Annotated in this window: 17 protein-coding genes and 2 tRNA genes; 12 read left to right on the forward strand and 7 right to left on the reverse strand. The window is 51.8% G+C overall.

Features of this window, described 5'->3' with window-relative positions; all coding sequences use genetic code 11:
- Positions 1–6 precede the first annotated feature (6 nt).
- From HMPREF0636_RS07850 to HMPREF0636_RS07875, 6 genes are all read left to right on the forward strand, one after another.
- Positions 7–3,243: a S41 family peptidase gene (locus HMPREF0636_RS07850; RefSeq protein WP_044169638.1), complete on the forward strand. Its 3,237-nt coding sequence runs from the start codon at positions 7–9 to the stop codon at positions 3,241–3,243.
- 342 nt (positions 3,244–3,585) lie between these two features.
- Positions 3,586–3,668, forward strand: a tRNA-Leu gene (locus tag HMPREF0636_RS07855).
- A 40-nt stretch (positions 3,669–3,708) separates the two neighbouring features.
- Positions 3,709–3,792: transfer RNA gene (locus HMPREF0636_RS07860), tRNA-Leu, on the forward strand.
- A gap of 65 nt (positions 3,793–3,857) precedes the next feature.
- Positions 3,858–4,700, forward strand: coding sequence for a 4-(cytidine 5'-diphospho)-2-C-methyl-D-erythritol kinase (gene ispE / locus HMPREF0636_RS07865; RefSeq protein WP_081748438.1), 843 nt, complete (start codon positions 3,858–3,860; stop codon positions 4,698–4,700).
- Positions 4,701–4,750: 50 nt separating this feature from the next.
- Entirely contained in the window at positions 4,751–6,040 is a 1,290-nt protein-coding gene (locus HMPREF0636_RS07870) for a DEAD/DEAH box helicase (protein ID WP_044169639.1), read from the forward strand.
- A 58-nt stretch (positions 6,041–6,098) separates the two neighbouring features.
- The gene (locus HMPREF0636_RS07875; RefSeq protein WP_044169640.1) at positions 6,099–7,322 is read left to right on the forward strand and encodes an ROK family transcriptional regulator; all 1,224 of its coding nucleotides are present in this window, start codon (positions 6,099–6,101) and stop codon (positions 7,320–7,322) included.
- A 300-nt stretch (positions 7,323–7,622) separates the two neighbouring features.
- Here HMPREF0636_RS07875 and HMPREF0636_RS07880 read toward each other — a convergent pair whose 3' ends face one another.
- The 3 genes from HMPREF0636_RS07880 to HMPREF0636_RS07890 all read right to left on the reverse strand — a co-directional run bounded on the left by HMPREF0636_RS07880 (position 7,623) and on the right by HMPREF0636_RS07890 (position 12,558).
- Entirely contained in the window at positions 7,623–8,210 is a 588-nt protein-coding gene (locus tag HMPREF0636_RS07880) for a nitroreductase family protein (protein WP_044169642.1), read from the reverse strand.
- Positions 8,211–8,659: 449 nt separating this feature from the next.
- Positions 8,660–9,346: a M15 family metallopeptidase gene (locus HMPREF0636_RS07885; RefSeq protein ID WP_044169643.1), complete on the reverse strand. Its 687-nt coding sequence runs from the start codon at positions 9,344–9,346 to the stop codon at positions 8,660–8,662.
- Positions 9,347–10,272: 926 nt separating this feature from the next.
- Positions 10,273–12,558: an outer membrane beta-barrel protein gene (locus HMPREF0636_RS07890; RefSeq protein WP_044169645.1), complete on the reverse strand. Its 2,286-nt coding sequence runs from the start codon at positions 12,556–12,558 to the stop codon at positions 10,273–10,275.
- Positions 12,559–13,292: 734 nt separating this feature from the next.
- Between HMPREF0636_RS07890 and HMPREF0636_RS07895 the strand changes: the two genes are divergently transcribed.
- Positions 13,293–15,026 carry a hypothetical protein gene (locus HMPREF0636_RS07895; protein ID WP_044169646.1) on the forward strand — a complete coding sequence of 578 codons (1,734 nt, stop codon included), beginning with the start codon at positions 13,293–13,295 and terminating at the stop codon, positions 15,024–15,026.
- Between the two features lie 129 nt (positions 15,027–15,155).
- Here HMPREF0636_RS07895 and HMPREF0636_RS07900 read toward each other — a convergent pair whose 3' ends face one another.
- Entirely contained in the window at positions 15,156–16,421 is a 1,266-nt protein-coding gene (locus HMPREF0636_RS07900; protein ID WP_044169647.1) for an S-adenosylmethionine:tRNA ribosyltransferase-isomerase, read from the reverse strand.
- Between the two features lie 590 nt (positions 16,422–17,011).
- On the opposite strand from HMPREF0636_RS07900, the gene HMPREF0636_RS07905 reads away from it, so the two are divergent.
- The 5 genes from HMPREF0636_RS07905 to HMPREF0636_RS07920 all read left to right on the forward strand — a co-directional run bounded on the left by HMPREF0636_RS07905 (position 17,012) and on the right by HMPREF0636_RS07920 (position 21,107).
- The gene (locus HMPREF0636_RS07905; RefSeq protein WP_052328799.1) at positions 17,012–17,476 is read left to right on the forward strand and encodes an NfeD family protein; all 465 of its coding nucleotides are present in this window, start codon (positions 17,012–17,014) and stop codon (positions 17,474–17,476) included.
- Positions 17,477–17,494: 18 nt separating this feature from the next.
- Positions 17,495–18,478 (forward strand): SPFH domain-containing protein, encoded by a 984-nt coding sequence (locus tag HMPREF0636_RS07910; protein WP_005468005.1) that lies wholly within the window; start codon positions 17,495–17,497, stop codon positions 18,476–18,478.
- A 197-nt stretch (positions 18,479–18,675) separates the two neighbouring features.
- Complete coding sequence (locus tag HMPREF0636_RS08560; RefSeq protein ID WP_282705273.1) at positions 18,676–18,804, forward strand: hypothetical protein; 129 nt, start codon at positions 18,676–18,678, stop codon at positions 18,802–18,804.
- A gap of 16 nt (positions 18,805–18,820) precedes the next feature.
- Complete coding sequence (gene rpe, locus HMPREF0636_RS07915; RefSeq protein ID WP_044169650.1) at positions 18,821–19,489, forward strand: ribulose-phosphate 3-epimerase; 669 nt, start codon at positions 18,821–18,823, stop codon at positions 19,487–19,489.
- Complete coding sequence (locus HMPREF0636_RS07920) at positions 19,425–21,107, forward strand: ComEC/Rec2 family competence protein (protein ID WP_044169651.1); 1,683 nt, start codon at positions 19,425–19,427, stop codon at positions 21,105–21,107. Before rpe ends, HMPREF0636_RS07920 begins: the two co-directional genes overlap by 65 nt.
- Positions 21,108–21,314: 207 nt before the next feature.
- Here HMPREF0636_RS07920 and HMPREF0636_RS08565 read toward each other — a convergent pair whose 3' ends face one another.
- The 3 genes from HMPREF0636_RS08565 to HMPREF0636_RS07930 form a co-directional block, all read right to left on the reverse strand.
- Complete coding sequence (locus HMPREF0636_RS08565; RefSeq protein ID WP_282705274.1) at positions 21,315–21,440, reverse strand: hypothetical protein; 126 nt, start codon at positions 21,438–21,440, stop codon at positions 21,315–21,317.
- Positions 21,441–21,452: 12 nt separating this feature from the next.
- Positions 21,453–22,793, reverse strand: a complete 1,341-nt coding sequence (locus tag HMPREF0636_RS07925; RefSeq protein ID WP_044169653.1) for a hypothetical protein — start codon at positions 22,791–22,793, stop codon at positions 21,453–21,455.
- Positions 22,794–22,960: 167 nt separating this feature from the next.
- Complete coding sequence (locus tag HMPREF0636_RS07930) at positions 22,961–23,272, reverse strand: hypothetical protein (protein WP_044169655.1); 312 nt, start codon at positions 23,270–23,272, stop codon at positions 22,961–22,963.
- Positions 23,273–23,747: the final 475 nt, after the last annotated feature.

Below are 23,747 nucleotides of genomic sequence, written 5' to 3' on the forward strand. Positions count from 1 at the left end.
CATACTATGGCACGAAAGATCCTCCTTACTCTTACGCTCCTTAGCTCGGTGTCGCTCGTGAGCCTAGCCCGAGAGGAGCGTCCCCTTTGGCTTCGCTACCCTGCGATCTCGCCCGATGGGACAAAGGTTGCCTTTACCTATCAGGGTGACCTCTACACCGTCCCTACCTCTGGGGGCGATGCCCTGCGGCTTACCTCGGGTAGTGCCTACGAGTGCCACCCCGTCTGGTCGCCTGACGGGAAGCAGATCGCCTTCACGAGTGACCGAAATAACAGCGGGACGAACATCTACATTATCCCTGCCACCGGGGGCGAAGCTCGCCAGCTGACGACCCATTCGGGGACGGAGATCCCCTATGCCTTCACACCCGATGGCACGCATGTGCTTTTCAAGGCACATATCCAGGATCCTGCCCACTCCGCCCTCTTCCCTACCTCTATCTTGACTGAGGTCTATCGGGTATCCGTCCGAGGAGGAGCACGCCCCGAGCTCCTACTAGCTACGCCCGCAGAGGCGATCAGCATGAGTGGGGATGGTCGGCGCATCCTCTATCAGGACATCAAGGGCTTTGAGAACGAATGGCGCAAGCATCATACCTCCTCTGTGGCTCGTGACCTCGTGGAGTATGATCTGGACAAGAAGACCTACCGCTACGTCCTACAGCACCCCGCGGAGGATCGCAACCCACTCTATGCTCCTGATGGGAAGAAGCTCTACTTCCTCAGTGAGCGAGGTGGAGGCTCGATGAACGTCTATGAGGGAGACCTCTCGGCAGGGAGCACCGAGGCCAGGGCTCTGACTCGCCTCAAAGGTGATCCCGTACGTTTCCTATCTGTGTCGAAGGGGGGGCTACTAGCCTTCGGCTACGCTGGTGAGCTATATACCCTCACCCCAGGCAAGGAACCCCAACGCATCTCTGTGCGCATCACCAAGGACAGGGAGAGTGACGAGCAGCTCCACCTCTCTATGTCTCGCTCCCTAGGCTCCTCGGCGGTCTCACCAGATGGGAAGCAGATCGCCTTCCTCTCACGTGGGGATATATTCGTCACTTCGGCAGACCATAGCACGACGAAGCAGGTGACTCATGGCTCGTTCACGGGTCGTGGGATGACCTTCGGTGCGGACAACCGCACACTGGTCTATGCCTCTACGAAGGAGGGCTCTTGGGAACTCTATCGGGCACGCATCGGACGTAGTGAGGATCCCAACTTCCCCAATGCAACGAATATCATCGAGGAGAAGCTCTCCCTCGGGGTGAAGGGAGAGAAGATGTACCCTCAGTTCTCTCCCGATGGCAAGGAGCTCGCCTTTGTGCTGGATCGCTCCAAACTTATGGTCTATAACCTACAGACGAAGCAGCTGCGTACCATCACCGACGGCTCCCAGCACCACGAACGTTCGGGAGGCATAGACTACACTTGGTCTCCTGATGGACATTGGTTCGCTCTGCAGTATGTCGCTCGGGCACATGCCCCCTATAGTGATATAGGGATTGTCAGCGCAGAGGGAGGTAAGCCTGTCTTCAACATCACCAATAGCGGCTACTTCAACACCTCCCCTCGTTGGTCGCAGGATGGCAAGGCGCTTACCTATATGACCGACCGCTATGGGATGCGTAACCACGCCTCATGGGGCTCGGAGAATGACGTGATGATCGTCTTCCTCACCCGCAAGGGGTACGAACGCTACCGCATGACCGACGAGGAGCGTGAGCTCCTGGACGAAGCAGAGAAGCAGGCCAAGGCAAAGGCTAAGACCGACTCTACCAAGACCACTAAGGCCAAGCCCGAACCTGTCCAGCTGGAGCTAGAGGGGATAGAGGATCGCATTGTCCGCCTTACTCCTAATTCCTCTTCGCTCGCAGACGCTATTCTCTCTCCCGACGGGAAGAAGCTCTATTACTTTGCCTCGCACGAAGGGGGCTATGACCTTTGGGTACATGACCTCCTCAAGCACAAGACCCAGCTACAGAAGAAGCTCGACCTAAGCTCTCCCTTCTTTGACAAGGACAAGGAGGGTAAGACGCTCTTCATCCTCGGCAGCAGTCCCCAGAAGCTCGACCCGAAGAACGACGCACTGAAGGCGATCACGATCTCGGGCTCTCGCTCCATCGACCGCGTTAAGGAGCGTGAGGCGATGTACGAGGAAGTCGTACGTGAGGAGGCGGCTCGCTTCTACCGTACAGATATGCATGGTGTGGACTGGGCACAACTGACGAAGCACTACCGCCAGTTCCTCCCCCACATCACCACGAGCCAAGACTTCGCCGAGATGCTTAGCGAGCTACTTGGCGAGCTGAATGTCTCGCACACGGGTGGACGCTATCGTGCATCGGGCCCTGGCTTCCCCACGGCAGAGCTAGGGCTCTTCCTCTCCTCGCCCAGCCGAGGGGATGGGCTACGTGTGGACGAGGTCGTAGCAGGAGGTCCCTTTGATGTCTCCTGGAGCAAGCTCCGAGCTGGTGCGCTCATCATCGGGATCGATGGCACGCCAATCAAGGAAGGCCAGGACTACTTCCCACTGCTCAATGACAAGGTAGGTAAGCGTGTACTTATCACGTTCTGTACGGCAGGGGGAGAGACCATCGAGGAAGTCATCCGCCCCATCTCTCAGGGTGCGCTCTCCTCGCTCCTCTACAAGCGTTGGATCCGTCAGCGTGCTAGCGAGGTCGAGCGTCTCTCGGGTGGACGTCTAGGCTATGTCCATATCCCTTCGATGGGAGACCCCAGCTTCCGTAACGTCTATTCCGATGTCTTGGGTAAGTATTATGGTAAGAAGGGGATCGTCATAGACATCCGCTACAATGGTGGGGGAAGGCTCCACGAGGATATTGAGGTGTTCTTCTCGGGTAAGAAGTATCTCCAGCAGGTCGTCCGTGGTAAGGACTACTGTGAGATGCCTAGCAGACGATGGAACCACCCCTCCGTAATGGTTACCTGCGAAGCCGACTATAGCAATGCTCACGGCTCGCCTTGGGTCTATCAGCACCAGGGCATAGGGAAGGTCGTAGGGATGCCCGTACCAGGCACTATGACGAGCGTCAATTGGGATACCCTCCTAGACCCAGCACTTTACTATGGGATCCCAGCCGTAGGCTATCTGACTGCTGATGGTAAGTATCTGGAGAATACCGAGATGATCCCAGATGTCGTTGTGCCACTAGAGCCACACAAGGTACTGCAGGGACACGACACACAGCTCGAGCGAGCCGTAGAGGTCTTGCTGAGTGAAGTGAAGAAGTAGCCTCTCGACCTTTTGAGCTCACCCCTCCCACATACAGATTTTGCCCCCCTTACAAACGCCCTAGACACGGGGGATATAAGAGGGGAATCAAAGAGTTACTATAAGTCGCTCAAACGAGTTACCACAACTCTCCTCGACGAGTTACCATAACTCGTTTGAGCGAGTTGTGGTAACTCTTTATGACGACTTATGGCAACTCGTCTCTTCTCTGTTTTTCACCCTTCGTATTTTCTTCCCTCTGAAAAGGTTGTGGAGCCTATACCGAGATGCGCGCGGAGGATGCTTGATCCTCTGATTTGGTAGTATCAGATTTTGTTGTACCTTTGCAGGGCAAACGGGTCAGCCCAGGTGGCGGAATTGGTAGACGCGCTCGTTTCAGGTGCGAGTGTTCAAAAGACGTGCAGGTTCGATTCCTGTCCTGGGCACTCCTGAAGAAGAGAGTCTATCGTTTGCAAGACTTCAAATACGCGGGTGGTGAAATTGGTAGACACGCTACTTTGAGGGGGTAGTGCCGGTTACGGCGTGTGAGTTCAAATCTCATCCCGCGTACACGATTTAGAGCGAGACTCATCTAAGAGTAATCTTAGCGAGTCTCGCTCTCGTTTTATCCCTTAATGGACTTCGTTATGATCGTTCACCCCAATGCGAAGATTAACCTTGGTCTCTTCATCGTCGGAAGACGAGAGGATGGCTATCACCTGCTTGAGACAGGCTTCCTGCCTGTCCCTCTCTGCGACACCCTCGAGATTAACTATGCTGAGGGTAGGGAGGAGGTGCTGGAGATCTCAGGCGGAGTAGAAACGGGCACCATACGCAACAACCTAGTGCTACGTGCTGTATGCGCCTTACGTGAGGAGCATACATTCCCCGCTCTCCACCTTCGTCTGAAAAAGGTCATCCCTTCGGGCGCAGGACTAGGTGGAGGATCAGCAGATGCGTCCTTTACACTCCGTGCTATTTGTGAGCTTTGCGACTTAGACCTTTCTCTAGAGGAGTTGGAGCGTATCGCCCTCAGACTCGGAGCTGACTGTCCCATCTTCATACAGAATAAGCCACAGGTAGGTCGTGGGGTAGGGGAGCAGCTCTCACCGATAGATGTCTCACACCTGCGAGGGCTCTACCTGACAATCATAAAGCCAGACCTACACATCGCTACGGCAGAAGCCTTCCAAGGCTTACGTTCCGTCGGCCCCAAGCCCTACACGATAGAGGAAGTACTCACCTCACCAGTGGCAGACTGGCAGGATCGGCTCATCAATGACTTTGAGTATAGCCTCTTCCCTAAATATCCAGAGTTAAAGGAAATCAAAGACCTACTCTATGCTGAAGGGGCAACCTTTGCCTCGCTCTCTGGCTCAGGCTCATCACTCTATGCGCTCTCCTACGAGCCACTGCCACTGACAAAACTAGAGGCTCCAAGGCGGTTTATTTGGCAGGAGAAGCTCCCTCTTACCTAAGAAAGTTGGAGAAAAAGCGGTACATTTGCCTATAATTCGATATTCTGGATATGTATTTTGATGAACTAGACCTAGAGGATGAAGTGCTAGATGGCCTCGAGGCGATGAACTTCTATGAGACCACACCCGTACAGGAGGCAACGATTCCTTTGCTTCTAGAGGGACGGGATATGATTGCCTGTGCACAGACAGGGACAGGCAAGACCGCTGCCTACCTCCTGCCCATTATCAATAGGCTCAGCCGAGGAGAAGGGGATGAAGAGATGGTCAATGCAGTCATCATGGCTCCAACACGTGAGCTAGCTATCCAGATCGAGCAACAGGTAGAGGGCTTCTCCTACTTCCTGCCCATCTCTTCTGTAGCCATCTATGGCGGGACAGATGGCATTACTTGGGAACAACAGCGCAGAGGCCTCGCAAAGGGTGCAGACATCATCATCGCCACACCTGGGCGACTACTCTCACTGATCAACCTACAGCATGCAGACCTCTCTGGCGTGAGCTACTTCGTCCTTGACGAGGCAGATCGTATGCTTGACATGGGCTTTCAGGAGGACATTCTCCAGATCAACAATGCCATCCCGAAGAGATCACAGCGAGTGATGTTCTCCGCAACGATGCCACCGAAAATCAAGAAGTTTGCTCGTACCATTCTATCCAACCCCGCCGAGGTAGAGCTAGCCATCTCACGGCCACCTGAGACCATCATCCAGAGTGCATACGTCTGCTATGAAGCTCAGAAGATGCGTATCCTCACTCATCTATTCGAGGAGACACCGCCTACACGCACCATCATCTTCTCCTCCTCGAAGATGAAGGTAAAGGAGCTAGCAGCAGCTATGCACCGCCTCTCAATACGTGTCGAGCAGATGCACTCTGACCTAACACAAGAGAAGCGCGAAGAGGTGATGCGCCAGTTTAAGGCAGGCAATATTGACCTTCTCGTAGCAACGGACGTCGTAGCCCGTGGTATCGACATCGACAACATCCGCATGGTCATCAACTACGACATTCCACATGACCCCGAGGACTATGTACACAGAATAGGTCGTACGGCTCGTGGGGGGAATGACGAAGGCTTAGCCATTACATTCATCAGCGAGAAGGAGCAACCAGGCTTTGGACGTATCGAAGAGTTTCTAGGTAAAGTCATTTATAAGATCCCTGTCGATCCATCGTTTGGGCCAACACCTGAGTACCACCCAGAGCTGCGAGTACGCACCGATAGGCGAGGAGGGAAACCCTCGCCTGGCTCAGGGAAGAGAACAAGCTCTCGTGGGGGATCACGAGGGCAACGACGAGGTAAACCCCAACAGAATAAACCATCGTCTACTCACTAGGAATACCCCTACTTAATTACACTACATATACACTAACTCTACTACATCCATCCCCCGCATGACACCGCAGTTACTCGAAGACATCGCGCAGGAGACCAAGAAAGGACAACATAAGCTCCACGTCATCAACTACCTGCTTGCCCATCAGACTGCCACGATGACCGACATCGCCAAGGAGCTATATGTCAGCATACCCACTGCGGCCAAGATTCTCCAGGAGTTACAGGAGGGAGGCTGCATCCAGGAGCAAGGAAAGCTCGAGATAGGTATTGGTCGCTTCCCCGTACTTTTTGGGCTAAATCCCAAGGGAGGTTACTTCATTGGTGTAGACGTAAAGCGTAGCTACATCAATATCGGACTTATTGATCTGAGTGGGCTGATTTCCCATGAAGATTACGGCATTCCCTACAGCCTAGAGAACACTCCTGAGGCACTGGAGGTCATCTGCGAAGAGATACTCCTTTTCATCGAGCGCCACGAGCTAAAGCAACGAGATATACTCAACATCAATGTCAATATCCCGGGGCGCATCAATCCCGTCACGGGGCACAGTTACAATCTCTTTAACTTCTTCCCTGACCGCCCCTTAGCGTCCATCCTCAGTGAGCGGATCGGCACACGTGTCTCTATTGACAACGATACTCGTGGCATGGCCTTCGGGGAATTCACACAGGGCTGTGCAAAGGATCTCGGTGTGAACTCTGCCCTCTACGTCAATGTCAGCTGGGGGCTAGGTCTTGGGCTGATCCTTGATGGTCAGATTTACTTTGGCAAGTCAGGTTTCTCTGGCGAACTTGGGCATATCTCCGTCTATAACAACCAGATACTCTGCCACTGCGGTAAGAAGGGTTGCCTTGAAACGGAGGTAAGTGGTCAGGCAATGTGTCGCAAGGTACAGGCTCGCATACGTGGGGGAGAGAACTCCGTCCTCACGCCAGCTGTCTTACGAGGAGAAGACCTCAAGATGTCAGACCTCATCCGAGCATGCTCACAGGAAGACATGCTTTGCCTCGAGGTACTCAGTGAAATGGGTCTACAGCTCGGCAAGCAAATAGCTAATCTGATCAATGTCTTCAACCCCGAGCTGGTAATCGTTGGTGGTAGCCTAGCGGACTCCAACGGCTTCCTCACTCAGCACATCGAGGCCTCTGTACGCACCTATTCGATGAGCGTTGTCACGAAAGATACGCGCATCGAGACGGCGACCCTAGGGGACAAGGCGGGGCTCATCGGTGCATGTATGCTTGCTCGCACACGACGCTTCGAAGAGCGCTCCAAATAGCCCTCATCCCTCACTCTTGATTACACAGCTACCAGCAGGGCTTCACCTGGTCTGGTAGCTTTTTTATATCGCCTAAAGGACAAATAGGGTAGGGGAGCAAGACGAGACAAGGTAAACGATTAAGGACAATTAAAATGTCCCTCCATGACTCTAATGAGCTACTGGAGGGACATTTTACTATAAAAACCATACCTATCTATTGAGAACAAGTACTAAGCCCTAGTAGAGGGTTCACTCACTTTGCAGAGTTGCACACATCTTGACCTTGGTGTAGCCTGCTATCCTCTGCCCGCTTTTTCTTTAGAGGAACACATCTGTACGGCGACTCTTAGGCGTTATAGAGGGCTGATTTTCATCCTTGGGATCACGCCGACCAAGTGCAACGGCGACAATCGGACGATATTTCTCGTGCCCAAGGATCCCATCATACGCCTCCAGATCAATCCCCTCCATTGGTGTACTATCAACACCTAGGACAGGGAGAGCAGCCAGCAACACACCTAGGGCAATATATACCTGTCGCTCCATCCATGCCCGGACAGCCACCTCTCCACGCGAGGCAACGTAGCCTCGATAGAAGCCCTGTGCCCCCTCAGCTAAGCGACCGATACGCTCCCGTTCAAAAACCTCAACACTCCGATACACGTGGAACACAATAACATGACTTGCCGCCCTCACACGCTCACTGTTATTCATAGAATGCTCAGAGAGTCGCTCCTTTATTACATCATCCTCAATGATTTCAAAAGCCCATGGCTGGGAGTTGATGGAGCTCGGGGCGAGGCGGAGTATCTCTTTAATTTGATTGATCTCTTCTACTTGCAGTCTATACCCAGAGTCATAGAGCTTCGTTGTATAACGCTCCCGTAAGATCTTTAGGACATCCATAACATTGGTCTAATATTTATTTAATCATCTTCCTCAAGGAAACAAAACACCCAAGCCAAAGTTCCCCCTGAACCTTCATCTAAATCTCGGGTAAGACTGACCATCAAGACTTACCATAAGTCTACCTCTACGAGTTACCATAACTCTTCACAACGACTTACCATAACCTTTTGCTACGAGTTACCATAACTCTTCAAGGAGAGTTGTGGTAACTCGTCATCACTCTCTCGATACGATATAAACGGTGCCCTAGAAGAGTCGCAAAAGTCCCAATTAACAACCTTCCACAAAAGCATCTCACCGCAGAAGTCTTACCCTCCCCAAAGCTCTGCTATCTAGACAAGAGAGAAAGCTTATCATAACAATGGATGAACGAAGCCCGTCCGCCCTAGGAGCCCCACTCTCTAAGATAGAAAAGAAGAACCACACCCCTCAACCTATCAGATAGACTAAAAGTCAAGAAGGCGGTAACGACGGCGCACCTCGGGCATCGGCATCCGCTCTTGGTAGTGCCACCACTCCTTAGCATAGGGACGAAGCCCGACCTGACCAAGGATACGCCTCATCAGCGCCCTATTCCGTGGCACTTCGGGAGCAAAGACCGCCGAACGCACAAGCTCGCGCTCCCTACCGAGATGAGACGTAGCACCAAAATGATCAAAGGAGCTACCCATATCAAGCACACGCCCCCGATCATCCACGATCGTCAAGTCAACAGCCGCCCCATAGTTATGACGACCACCACGATGAGGCTTTGCCACATAGATGCGATTTGGCGTACCTGCTACCCACTCGTACATACGCCGCTGCATACTCAGCGGTCGGGCAGCATCATAGACAAGAAAGCGATAACCAGGGCACGCCTTCTCCAATAACACCTGAGCACGAGCGAGGGCTTTCGCAAGGTTAGGGTGCAGATAGGCTCTACGCAGATCTCCATACACGTTTGCCCCCATGAAGTTATCCGTCGTAGCATATTTCAACGACACTTGCACACGTGGAGCAACAGACTGCACGTCTACAAGCCCATGAGCACGCATTAGAGAGTCATACCCCTGAGCATTCAGAGACGCCACCGCAGAGGCACAGAGAGCCACAAAGGGGAACACGACAAACTTTCGCAACAACCTTGACATATAGAACAAACTAAGTACACCCCTGGGAAACAAGCCAAAACAAAGGAAGACTTCATGTGAGGCACATGAGCAACCCCAACACCACCCCCAGAACACCCAACACAAACACCGCAGACAAACTGCACCAAATCAACCCACCCTTCCACCAGAAGGCATGCCATGCACCAGCAATAAAAAGCAAAGAGGCAACACCAAAGTACCAAAAAGAACAGCACCCCACAACGGAGAACACAAAAGCCACAAGTAGCAGGCCCAGGACGGCACCACCTCGACAAAGAAAGGCAGGGAAAACACAGCCAGACCTCTCAACTCTCACCACAAGGGACACCCAACAAAGATAACCCTTCTACCCCACAACCCAACAGAAGGAATACAAGCCAAACCCCAATGTTCCACATGGAACAAACCACAGGGATTATAACAACCCGTACTATCCCCAGCCCTCAAACCCCACAGGGGTATACCCCGCCAAGGGGAGGCGCACCAGCTGGGAGCCCTCACCTAAACCCCAGAAGACAGATATAACAAGCTGATTAGTAAACCATTAAGAACATCCGAGACATATCAGAACGAGTTACCATAACTCGCCCGTCACGAGTTATGGTAACTCATTGTCAAGACTTATGGTAACTCGTCACAAAAAGTTATGGTAAGTCGTTGTCGCGAGTTATAGTAAGTCGTTAGGATGGGCTCATCGCAAACCTCCGCAATCCATTTGCACCGCCCACACAAAGGGAGAGGGAGAGGATGGCGAATCCATACCGCCACCCTCTCCCTCGATGCATAAACCACCGTACCAGAGGCAAGAGAAAAAGTACGCCAAGAGCCGCAACGAGAGCAATTAGGCAGCTTCAGCGAAAGAGGATCAAGAGCTCAGCAAAGCAGGCATACCCTTGGACAAGAGCAAGCAAGCCCCTCCCAAAGAACTACTGAGCTGACTGCGTAGAGAGGTTCAGCCCTTCATTCGCCTCTGTCGAGAGACGCTTCGTATCATCGTGGCGAGTGCGCTCCTCATTCGTCTTCAGAGACTTCTTACCCCAGCTATAGGAGAGCGTGAGCTGTAGGCGTGGGCTGTGCCAGTTGCGCTCGAAGGTGAAGGCAGGAGAGAAAAGCTCATACGCCCCCCGAGCAACATTCGTATTGAAGAGGTCATGAGCAGCGAGGGCCACACGTAGATCTCCGAATCTCTTGCTCAGCGAAGCATCTACCCACCACTGGCGTTGCATAGCATAGAGACCATACATCAGGCTACTGTAGTAGGTCACACCCAGCTCTGCAGTCCAACCCGAGGGAGTGCCAAGGCTATGCTTATGCTGAGCATAGTAGGCGTTAAAGGTCTTGCTATAGTCGACAGAGGCAACCCTCCCTGCATCCCACTGACGCTGGGCAGCAAGATAAGTAGAGGCCGTCCAGCTCAGCTCTCCATGATGAATAATCGGGATAGGGAGGATGAGAAGCGCACGCAAGTAACGACTGTAGTCGAGATTTATTCGCTGGAGAGCATAGGTGCCATGGTCGGCAGTGATCGCCTCCACAACAGGATCTTTGGTATCAACATAGCTCAGCTCCAATTGGGCAGCACGCAGGTAGCTGTAGTTCAGTGTGAGACTTCGACGATAGGAGGTGGCAAGCTGGGTATTCCCTCCACGAGTCAGGAGGCCTGAGGCCGTTGAGGTATAGCCAAGGAGATCTCTATAGCTCGGACGAGTATAACTTGAGGTATGCGTCAACGACACTTGATGTCCCTGAGCAGGCTGATAAGCTAGTGAAGCGTAGGGGAGCAGCTCCATCCCTGAATGGGAAAAGCTCCCTATCCCCGTCCCTAGATTCCCTGTACGATCTTCACCTACGACGCGTAGACCTGCATTACCAAAGAGCCGAGGGGTACGGAAGCGCAAACTAGCATAGCCCTCGATATCCCATTCACGAAGGGTTGACTTATCCGTTGCAAGTGTCCGCTTTGAGTCTATGGCTACATGGCTTGCCTCTGCTCCAGCATAGAGAGTAAAGACCTTTGAGAGCTGCATAGCGTAGGCAAGGGCAAGGCGCAGGAAGTGGTTATCGTCTTTGTTTGACACGCCCACCACGGGATTACCACGGCGAATATCGGAGCTCCCTTGCGAAGCCTCACCTGTGGTCTGGAGCACCCACCTCTCGGCACGATAGGTATGATAAATCGTACCGTAGGCATTCTTCCACTTCAGGGTGTTACTCACACGCTCGGTGAACTTGAGGTTCTCATCAGCGTAGTTCCATAGGATCTGTGCGCCGAGAGTATTCCTCTTCCCCAGCGTAAGGTCTGTGCCGAGACCTACCTGATGAGAGAGACGCGAGTCGGTACGCAGATCATCCGTATACCCCGTGGAGAAGGTTGTAGTCTCCCGTTTACGTCTGTCACCGAAGGCATAGGAGATGTAGGAGCGGCTATTCCCAGAGCTAAGGTTCACTCTCGTGGAGAGTTGCTCCGAGACGAGGTATTGGTATGTCCCGATAGCACTGGTGAAGCCCTTGATGCCTTCCTCAGAAACCGTCTTACGCTTGATGTTGAGGATCGGGGAAGTCACACCGCCATACTCCACACCCGGCTCACGGATGAGCTCAACACTAGAGAGCTCGCTGACAGACATGCTCTGCAGTAAGGCAATCACCTCATCTTTAGTCATACGCTGCTGTCGGCCGTCGATGTAGACGGTGACCTCTGATAGTCCATAGAGCTTGAGGGTATTAGCCCCCTCCAGCTGGAGACCTGGGATGAGCTTCAGTCCGTCTAGTACGCTACCGCCACGAGCATGAGCAAAGGCAGCCTCGCCGAAGATGAGGGTGGTACCCTCGTAGCGAACGAGGGGAGCACGACGCTGCACGACGACAGAGGATAACTCACGTGTCAGTTCTACAGGAAGGACGCCCAGCTGTAATCTACCGGAGCGAAGCTCTAGAGAGGGGCGAAGGACAATCGGTTGCTGAGCGAAGGAGGCACCGAGGAGGTACTTCCCAGGTATTGCCTTCAATAGGAAGTAGCCCTTTTCATCGGTAATCGTGCGGAAGCTGGTATCTTTCCCCTCGGCTGTACGCAGAGCGACAAGGGCGTTCACAAGGGGGCTCTTGTCCGTCTTGCTAACGAGCGTCCCCTCTAGCCATGCCTCATCTACGCCCTGAGCTAGGGCAACTCCCCCCACGAGGGTGAGGAGCAGAGCGAGTAAGATGTGTCTCATATGATGATGCTTTGTATTGTTAGGTAACTATGTTCCTCTATCGTTAGTGAATGAGTATACACAGGCAAATGTACTAATAGTTTTTCCCCTACAACAACACCTCACACCATGCCTCATCGTGAGGGTAAAGTCCGATAAAGGCCTAGCAATCAGTGGATGAAAAACCATCTCCTCCCCTCAATTCTCCACCTCTCCCTCTTCTGCATGCGTAAAACACCTATTAAGAAAAGTGAAATGTGGCAAGAGCAGGAGAGGTTAAACACACATCACAAGAGACTCATTTAACTAACTAGTAAATAGCATTTTACAGACGGCCCACAAAAGGCCTTGATGAGTTACCATAATTCGTCATGACGAGTTATGGTAACTCGCTAAAAAGACTTATGGTAACTCGTCGCAAAATGTTGTGGCAAATCGCTACGACGAGTTATGGTAAGTCGTTGGGGTACGATCTATGGTAACTCTCTCGATTTCCTTTACACTGTCTTTACATACTTCTGGAGCGGAGGGGCAGGAGCACACCAAAGCAAATAGTTAGGCTCTACGGATAGGGGAGAGCTACGTATCTAGAGAGAGCGGGACAGGATATACTTAGCCTTTTCATTTGCTTAGTCGATAGAGCAGTGTCACCATTTATAGGTATATAGACTAAAAAATTCTTTATTCATTATATTTAAGCTATATTTGCCCCTGTGTTAGGCATTCTAGCATATCTATTAATCCAACCGTAAGAAATGTTACAGGAATTCACCCTCAATCGCGGTAGAGCGATCATTAACTTTACCTCGAAGTATTGCGATAATCGTCGCAAGATCCTCAGCAGTTATGCCTATGGGCGTGTGGTAGAGTCCTTCATCCTTCATCTGAAGAAGGACAACCCGATCATCTATGATGCCTTCATCGAAGACTTCAAGACAGATGATAACCTCATCAACTCTCTTATGGAGGTGATTCGCTTCTTGAGTGTCTGCGATGTAGACGAACTCCTAGCGACAAACAATAAGTACGCTCCGTTCTTCAAGGATCGTGACCTCTTCCTCGAGCTTGTAGAGCTACTCTATCACTACTGGCGGCGTATGGAGCGCATCGCTGTCGTACACAACCAGCGTCAGGGTGAGGGACTACAAAACGTACGCTTCGTGCAGGCCTACGAACTCTTCAACGAGCTCATCCTCTCCATCTATCGCCGTACCAAGGAGGTGGTCAATGGCTTCGCTAGCCATGTCTACCGACAGACAACTGCCGGCGTGAATGCAGGGCTTATCCTCAACGATGCCCCTTGGAACTGCCCCATCGAGTATAAGGGACTCTCCTCGATCCCCTTCATCGACTCCATCATCATCAACCCTCCATACGTCTCCTATACGAAGAAGAACACACGTGATGGAATCTTCCAGGAGCACATCTCCAATCCTGTCTCGCACATGATCCTTAGCGAGGACGAATGGTTCCTCTATCCAGCTAAGGTAGGAGACCTCCTAGCCTTCGTGTACTTCCACAAGGACTTTATGTGTCATGGGCTGGGGCTGGCTAACCTATTCGAGCTCGCCAAGCCTAATGAATACATTGGCAAGAAGCCCGACATGATCTATATCTTCGGCTACGAAGATGGTCATGAAGAGAAGCGTACCTTCTACCACAAAGACCGTAAGAACGACATCCTCATCGGCTACGCTAACTACAGCGATGAGATCGACTACTTCGGCTACATGAAGAAGATGCTTCTCACGCTGCATAATATCAAACAAATGGAGCGAGGGAACCTGCCTATCCATGGTGCTATGGTCAATATCGTGCTGAAGAATAGTCGGGTGGCAAACATCATCATCATGGGGGACAGTGGCGCAGGTAAGAGCGAGAGCCTCGAAGCCTTCCGTACACTAAACGAGAAGTACATCCGCCACATGCGTGTGATCTTCGATGACATGGGTTACCTCAAGCTCCGTGAGGATGGTTCTATCCGTGCCTATGGTACAGAGATTGGAGCTTTCGTACGTACCGATGACCTCGATCCTATGTATGCGTTCTCTCAGCTGGACCGAGGGATCTACACCAACCCTGACAAGATCAATGCCCGAGTAACTATACCAATCTCCACCTACGAGGTCATATCAAAGGGCTTCCCTGTTGACTACTTCCTCTACGCAAACAATTACGAGGATGTAGCTCAAAAGATCTCGCTCTTCGAGAACATGGATGACGCCATCAAGACCTTCGAGGATGGCGCACGTCGTGCTAAGGGGACAACCACAGAGACAGGACTCGTCACCTCGTACTTTGCCAATCCGTTTGGCCCAGTGCAGGAGCGTGAGCTTGCCGAAGGTCTTGTCCGCAAGTACTTCGCTGCTCTCTACAGCACTGGCGTGAAGGTTGGGGAAATGCACACCTCACTTGCCGTAGAGGGTCAGAGCAAGACTGGGCCCCGAGCTGCAGCAGAGGAACTCTTCAGCATGATTAACGAAGGCTAGCTTTCTTACCCACATCCCTTCATAAAGTTACCCCACCGTCTCCCTGGGCTGTCCCAAGCGAGGCGGTGGGGTTATTTTGTCTCGTGCCTTTAGGCTTATCGGCTCGTTACAGTGAGGGGTTACGCTATCTCAAGGTAGCAGGAGCGAGCTATCTCCATAGCTGAGGAAGCGGAAGTCATGAGTGAGCGCATGGTCATAGATCCGTCGCCAATCACTGCCCACGAGTGCAGCGATCAGCAAGAGGAGTGTACTGTGTGGCTGGTGGAAGTTCGTAACCATCCCTCGAATAACTCGGTAGCGATAGCCAGGAGCAATGATAATACTTGTAGGGAAGACCAGCTGTGTGAGTTCCCAGCGTTGCATGTAATCGATGAGGGCAGCGAAGGCCTCCTCTGTACTCGGGGAGGACACGCAGGCTTTCAGTGCTTCTCCACTCTGTGCTGGGGGAAGCTCGCCCTCCACATCTCCATAGGGTTGCCACTGGGTAACATGTAGGGTCTCAGGTGAAGTATCGGGATGCTTGAGCAGGGAAGCCCCTAGATGATACAGGCTCTCCAACGTACGGACTGAGGTCGTACCTATGGCGATTATTGAGCCAAGTCGCTTACGGAGCTTCTCCACTGCCTCCCGAGAGACGCTGATAAGCTCTGCATGCATCTCATGCTCCCCAATGTGGTCAGCCTTGACAGGGCGGAATGTACCTGCCCCGACATGCAGTGTCACATCCAGCGTCTCAATCCCCCTATGACGAAGAGCCTCAAACACCTCGGGCGTGAAATGTAGCCCTGCCGTGGGAGCTGCCACCGATCCCTCACGCTCGGCGTAGACCGTCTGGTAGGTCACGAGGTCTCGCTCCTCAGTCTCTCGGTCAAGATATGGGGGAATGGGTAGAATGCCCATCAGTTCCAGCAGTTCACCGAAGGTATAGGACTCATTATCCCAGGTGAAGGACACCTCCCCCTCTCCTATACGACAGGCTTGTAGGGTAACTTCCCCCTTCCCCCCAGAGAGAGGTGCGGAGAGGCTAGTCCCAAGCCTAAAGCGTTTGGCATTCCCCAGCATACAGTGCCAGCTACAGCCCTGTGTCGAGGAGAGGGATAGCTCATAGCTCTCAGGGAGAGCAGGGTCTAAGCAGAAGATCTCGATGCGAGCACCGCTATCCTTGTGGAAGATGAGACGCGCACGGATGACCTTAGAATTATTTCGTACGATAAGGCTTCCCTCGGGAAGGAGATCAGGTAGCTCTCGGAAGGTATGCGTGCTTATCTCCCCCGAGCGGTAGACGAGGAGCTTCGAGCTACTTCGCTCAGAGAGGGGATAACGAGCGATGCGCTCGTCAGGCAAGTCGTAGTCGTAATCTGCTATTGCTATATCTTGGGGCTTCGTGCTGGGCATATTGCTTCCGCTTGTTGCTGAGACGTTATTCTTCGGGAAAAGAGGCTCTTTTCTTGCCCAGCAAAGATACAAAAAGCCTTATGGCAAAGGATGGTAGAGAGGTAGGGGATAGGGAAATCCCGCTCCTTCGAGTCTGTCTTCGATAGCATATAAAAGACCTTCTTTTTACACATAAAAGCCCCAAAATCCTCCTTCGCAAAACTCACATCTTCAACCCTTTAGCAAACCCATCCAACGAGTTACCATAAGTCGTCTTAGCGAGTTATGGTAACTCATTAGACAGAGTTATGGTAAGTCGTGTAAGCGAGTTGTGGTAAGTCGTGGAGACGAGTTACCACAACTCGCAGAGGTCTGTTTTAGCACACTCGTATCTAGCTGATAAACGAACACTTACCATACACCCCAGCGTATCGATGAAGGGCTCGCCTATTGACGTAGGCGTATGACATGTGAAGATACTTTCCCATCCCTTAGGTATGAGCTTTTATGTGCTTATAGTATTCCCCCCTGATAGGTGTAGGAAAAGTAGTGTCTAATGCATAACTTTGCGGGAGATATATTGTGTAACCCTTTAAGATGCTCACTCACGTATGATGGAGTTCATTAATCAAATACCCGTTTGGCAGCTCTGGCTCGTAGTTGCCTTCATCCTCTTTGCCTTAGAGGTTGTCACGCCTGGCTTCATCTTAGCCTGTTTTGGTGTGGGTGCACTTATCGCAATCCCAGCGGCACTACTCGAGCTAAGTTGGCTCGTGCAGGTCATTTGCTTCTGTGTGGGGAGTCTCCTTGCACTATGGCTTCTCCAGCCCTTGATGTGCAAATGGTTTAAGTCACACGATGCTCGGACAGGAATGGATGCCCTCATCGGTCGCCGAGTCTTCGTCAGCGAAGAAATTCTCCCCGGAGATGCTGGCGGACGAGTGGCTGTAGATGGAGACAGCTGGCGTGCCGTCTCCGTAGGTACAGCTGGCAACATCCCAGCAGGTACAGAGGTACGCATCCGTGGACACCAAAGCCTCGTACTCGAGGTAGAGCCTATCGAACATGATCACTAACTCAAAACAAGAATACAAATGCCAATCGAACTGATTATCCCAATCGTCATCGCCCTACTCGTAATCATCACGATCTACCAGGGGCTATGCATCGTACAGCAGTCTCAGACAGTCATCGTCGAGCGTCTAGGGAAGTACTACCGCACACTCAGCTCAGGGGTAAACATCATCATCCCCTTCATCGACCGCCCTCGGCCTATGCGCTGGCGCTACACGATGCCTGGGCCCAATGGACAGACCTATGTGCGCTTCACCGAGATCACCAACATTGACCTGCGTGAGACTGTCTACGACTTCCCTCGCCAGAGCGTGATCACAAAGGACAACGTCGTCACCGAGATTAACGCTATCCTCTACTTCCAAATCGTCGATCCCATGCGTGCCATGTATGAGATCCAAAACCTACCCGATGCCATCGAGAAGCTCACCCAGACCAGCCTACGTAACATCATCGGTGAGATGGATCTAGATGAGACCCTGACAAGTCGTGATACGATCAACAACAAGCTCCGCATCATCCTCGATGAAGCAACGAATAAATGGGGCGTAAAGGTCAATCGTGTAGAGCTACAAGACATCAACCCTCCTCGCGATATACGTGATGCGATGGAGAAGCAAATGCGTGCTGAGCGAGACAAGCGTGCTCAGATCCTCAATGCCGAAGGGCAGAAGGAAGCAACCATCCGTGAGTCGGAGGGACGCATGCAGCAGGCGATTAACCACGCCGAAGGGGAACGCCAAGCTCAGGTACTCCATGCAAAGGCTGAGGCAGAAGCCAAACTCCTCACTGCAGAGGCAGAGGCACAAGCTATCCGCAAAATCGCACAGGCCGTCGAAGGCTCTGGTGCTAACCCCGCCCAGTACCTCATCGCTGTCCGCTACCTAGAGACCCTCAAGGAAATGACTTCAGGTAAGGACAACAAGACTGTCTACCTCCCCTACGAAGCCTCCGGCGTACTATCATCCCTCGGAGGCATCAAGGAGCTGCTCAAGCAGTCTTAGTCTCACATAACCTAGCAGACCTAGCCCCCCTCAGAGCCCCGAGATAGCCTAGCAATAGTGCTACCAGAGGCTCTAGGGAGACTAGGTCTTCTAGCTCCTACAAAAAAGATAATAGACGAGCCAGACCGCTCGTTATTCCTCTGTAGGGAGTGTTACTCCCTGTCTTAGGTCATTATAATTACTTACGTATCCTGCTTATGATGCAAGTTTACCCGCGTACAGAAAAAGAAAAACTTAACCTCATCGCACGAGCCGCCTACGAACGTACGCGTTCACGCCACCAAGAGACTCTGCGCCGTCTACGCCTACTGGGCTCCATCATCTAACCTACACCACTAAGACATGAGTGCCCAGACCACAATCGTAGCTCCCTCGCTCCTCTCGGCGGACTTCCTCCATCTCGAGCAGGCAATCCGTATGGTCAATGAGAGTGAAGCGGATTGGCTACACATAGACGTCATGGATGGCGTCTTCGTACCCAACATTTCCTTTGGCTTCCCTATCCTAGAGGCTATACGCCCCATCATCCAGAAGCCTCTGGATGTGCACCTGATGATCGTGGAGCCCACAAAGTTCGTACGAGAGTTCGCTGCACTCGGGGTCGACACCATGAATGTGCACTACGAGGTGAGTCCACATCTGCATCGCTCAATAGGCGCAATCAAGTCTGCTGGCATGAAGGCTGCGGTCACACTCAATCCTCATACTCCCGTAGAGCTACTCAGCGATGTGCTGGATGACCTCGATATGGTTCTCCTGATGAGCGTAAACCCTGGCTTCGGTGGGCAGAAATTCATCCCTCGCACGGTGGATAAGGTACGACGCCTCAAAGCGATGATTCAAGAGCGAGGCCTACATACCCTGATCGAAGTAGATGGCGGTGTCAATGCCTCAACGGGAGCCCTACTCGTCGAGGCAGGGGCTGATGCCCTCGTGGCTGGGAGCTATGTCTTTTCGCATCCCGATCCTAAGGCAGCCATCCACAGCCTCAAGGAGCTATCGCGTCCGTAGTGTAACCCTAGACGGCAGACGACTCCAGAGGTGCATCGATCTCGCTCGCTACAGCTGGAGACAGGGAGGTCTTGCCACAAGCCGAAATCGCTGGCTACGTAGCCCCCTCTTTCTCTTCCTCCTCATTGTGCTCGCAGGCTATGCCTCAGCACGCATGTTCCCCCAAGGGTGGGTAAGCTTTGCTCTTACCATCCTCGGGGGAACATGTTTTGTCCTAGCTCTCCTGCAGCGCATACACCGGGTAGGAGAACTCATACCGATACTCCTTCGTAGCCGATTACTCGTGGCAAGCGTCTGCGCTCTGCTATGCCTTACCTCGAGGCTGTACTATCAGGAGACGGAGCACACGCTCATGCCTCCCTCTCTCTCCTTGGAGCAAGAAGAGAAAGCCGTCCTACTACAACGCTTAGGGACAGCGACCGAAAGGGAAGGTTGGGACGTGCAACTTGTCTCTGGGACACACCAAGGCAAGACACTTCGGCTCTACACCCAAACACATCTGCATCCCTCGATAGGAGATACCCTTGTGCTTTCCCTAGAGAGACTACGTCCACTCACCTCATACAGCAATCAGCATAGTTACCAAAGCTATCTCCTTAGTCAGGGCATCGTTGCCACGGGTCGCACAAGCATCCTTTCCCTTCGCGCTACGGGGTCGAGTAAGCTATTCTTTTCTCATACTTCACTCTTTTTTCTTCGTTACCGAGAGCTACTTCTTCAGCACGTACATGAGCTTCGTCTATCGCCTTATGCAGAGACGCTCCTCGTAGGGATTACTCTGGGATATATACCTCGGGACGATGCAGGCAAACAGCTACGGAGTGAATTTACCTCTGGTGGTGTGGCTCATCTACTTGCAGTGAGTGGTTTTCATCTGGCTGTGGTAGTCGGGGCGATAGGCTACATACTTTCTCATCTACCAGGAATCAGAAGAAGGCAACGACTATGCTGGGTAATCCTGCTCCTCTGTGCTTGGTGCTTCACGCTCGTGACGGGCTGTGCCATCCCAACGGTACGTGCCGCAGCGATGCTCAGCCTCTACTATGGGGCGAGGATGCTTGGTCGCCCAGCTTCGCTTCCAGAGATCATCGCCCTCCCTGCTCTCTTTCAGCTACTCCTCAACCCCATGAGTATCCTATCGGCAAGCATGCCTCTAACCTATCTAGCCATCCTCAGTATACACCTCTTCTACCGCCCGATCTACCTCAGTGTAGGGAAGATCAGAAGTAAACTCATCGGGACCCTTTGGGGGATACTTGCCCTAACCCTCTCTGTACAGCCCCTGCTCCTTCCGCTATCGCTCTATCTCTTTGGGTATAGCTCACTTTCCTTCCTCTTCACAGCACTCCCTCTGACACTGCTTGCCTCACTCCTCATCCCAACCTTCCTCATCGTACTACTCCTCTTAGCTCTAGGTCTCTCCATCGCACAGCCATGCCTCTCCTTGCTCGAATGGGCCACCCAGATGATGCACAGCCTCGCAAATGCCTATTCCTCGTTGCCCTTCCTCCAGATTCACTACACCCTCACTCTCCCTCAGCTCTTGCTCATCTACACCCTCCTTATCCTCGGGCTCATTGCTCTACGCCTGCACCGAGAGAAGCAGAAGACTTGGTAAAGGAGCGAGAAAAAGAGGGAACCGAGAGCCTACACTGATACCAGCAGTAAAAGGAACCTCTTACCGACCATAAAAGAACACTCTTACTGACGATATGAGAAGCCTCTTACTGGCAACAAAAGAAATCTCTGCCGTCTCGTAAGGCCTCATAGAGAGCCTATACAGACGGCAGAGATTTACTATTGTAGCTGACGCTAACCGATGCTACTAGGGCGTATTATCTTCTTCCCATTCCCCCAGCTCACCACCAGCAGAGAAGTTGACGAGGAGATCTAGGCGGTTACTTATCTTGAGGACCTCCATTATGGGGCGCTGATATTCTTCTTTCTTCATGATGGCTTATGCTTATTCTGTTACTTTCTTGAAGAGGGCGACGGGGAACGCAATGTCAAGCGGATAGGGGAGTACCTTATTGGTCGGAGCACTGAAGGCTGCAATAATACGTTCTCCCGTCTCATCGCGCGTATTGGTTACGTAGTCAATGATTCTTCGGTTACCAGCTGTATTATCCTTGTAGGTGAAGGGTGACGCATTTGAGATACCGTAGAAGGGGATAATCCGACTTACAGCAGCCTTACTTGAGAAGAGCGCAGGTAGGTTAGGAAGATCCGTCACCGCTATGTTCTGAATACCAATTGGTACACAGGTGATTACAAAGCGATCCTCATGCAGGGTATAGCGGAATGCATAGCGGTTGATATTCGTCTCTTCACGTGGGAAGCGATGGGGCGTCTTATCATCTGGGAGCTTTTCATTAGCCAAAGCAAAAGAGAGTACATAGAAGGACTTCCCTGTCTTGATTGTAGGTCTTGCTGGGTCACCTGGTTTCTGGACATAAGTACCCTTTGCATCATTGGGGATGTGGACTTTATACGAGATCGTTTTCCAGTAGCTATATGCACTTCGCAGACTTGCCTGTGAGCCGACCCCGACCTTCACACGCACCCGTTCCTCTCTATCGGTATAGCCAGTTCCTGCAGCATTTCGTGGGTCATAGAGGATGGTATTCCACTCGAAGAAGTCGGGTAGGTGCCAATTGATACCCCCTGTGCTGGGATAGGTATCCTCGACACAGAAGCGATTAATAGCATCGGCGTGCTTGAAGTAACCGACCTTCCCAGCTCCATTATAAGTTGCGAGATTATCAATCTGGAATGTATTACGCAGATTGACGAAGTCTGTACCTTCCTTGTTTATCACATCCTCAGAGAGGAGGCTCAGAGGGTTGGGGATAGCCGTCTTGTAGAGTGTCACCTCAGCCTTGTAGATCACACCATCCATATAGTCTACCGTTCCCTTGGGAATCCTCATCGTAGTGTATAGACGAGAGGCCTCTGTATTCTTTAGGGTTAGGTCTAGGCGATGATATGTACCATTCTCATCCAGACGAGGCACCCAAAGGAGGAATGTCTCACCGGCTGTCTGATCATTTGCGATTGTCACCTCCCTAGAGAGCTTGAGGTTCAGAGGTGTATTATACTCTTTCCTCTTCAGCTCTCTAAGGCGAGGATGAAATTGGATACCATCTGCCAGTACTCTGTTGCTAGATACACCCGTGACAGTTACAGCGGCTCCTGTCTTATTGATCATACGCACACGGAGTAGATGACCATAGGGCTTGAAGGTTTTATTCTCACCTTGCGGTATCCAGTGTCCCCCGAGGTCTCTTGCGAGCTTTGCCTCCATAATGTAGGGGACATTGATGGTAGTAGGCGTCGTGGTAGAGAGCAAGGGGATGACCTGACCCTCACTGTAGGCAGGCGCAAGTGTTAGGTCTGTTGGCGTCCCTGTGGCGTCTCCGATGACAGCTAGTATCCGGAGGCTGCTAGGGTTTGTTACGCTAGCGGTAAAGTTTATATCACCATCGAAGGATAGGGTCTTCTTATCATCCTTTCAGTCCAGTTGAGCCTCTCATTGAAGAGCAGTCTTGAGCCCTCATAGATACAGGTATAGACGGGGAGCGTCGTCTTATTCCCTAGAGAGTACCTTACTCGGTCTGAAACGAGTTTGTAGTCGATGGAGCGCGCATCCGGAGCCTTTACTTCGGCTGAGATACGCAGGTATTGCACTTTATTTTGCTTGTCTAAGCCCTGATTGTCCTTTTGCGTACACGCCGAGAGGAGCAGTGTAATCAGGGAGAGGATGGAGATGGTAAAACGTCTCATTCTAAAAATTAAGAGATAATGGATGTGAATTGTGAAAGTCATAGTTAAGGGGGCCCTTAGACCTACTTTGGGTTTACACCCAATGTTGTAAGGAAAGCCCTTCATCCCCAAATGGGGAATACCAAGAGAAGCGGGTAGATTTATGATGGGGTACTTACCCCATGAACATGACTTTGAGTAATCTTTTTCCGATACAAAGATATATCAAAATAACTCAATATCGTGCTCATTCTGAATAATTTAATAATTATATACTATTATTCATATAATATTCAAACATCCACAATAATTACTAGCCATAAAATACCACTCTCCACAGCACAGATGACACCCTCACATCATACACTTGCCCCTACCAGCCTCACTCATCACCAACATGTAGCCCATCTCTGGATCAGAGTACACCTCATCAGGCCCAACCAACACCCCTCCTCCGACCACACATACCTCCAATTATCAGCCAAATAAAATCACC

Source organism: Porphyromonas catoniae ATCC 51270 (assembly GCF_000565015.1).
Lineage (GTDB): Bacteria > Bacteroidota > Bacteroidia > Bacteroidales > Porphyromonadaceae > Porphyromonas > Porphyromonas catoniae.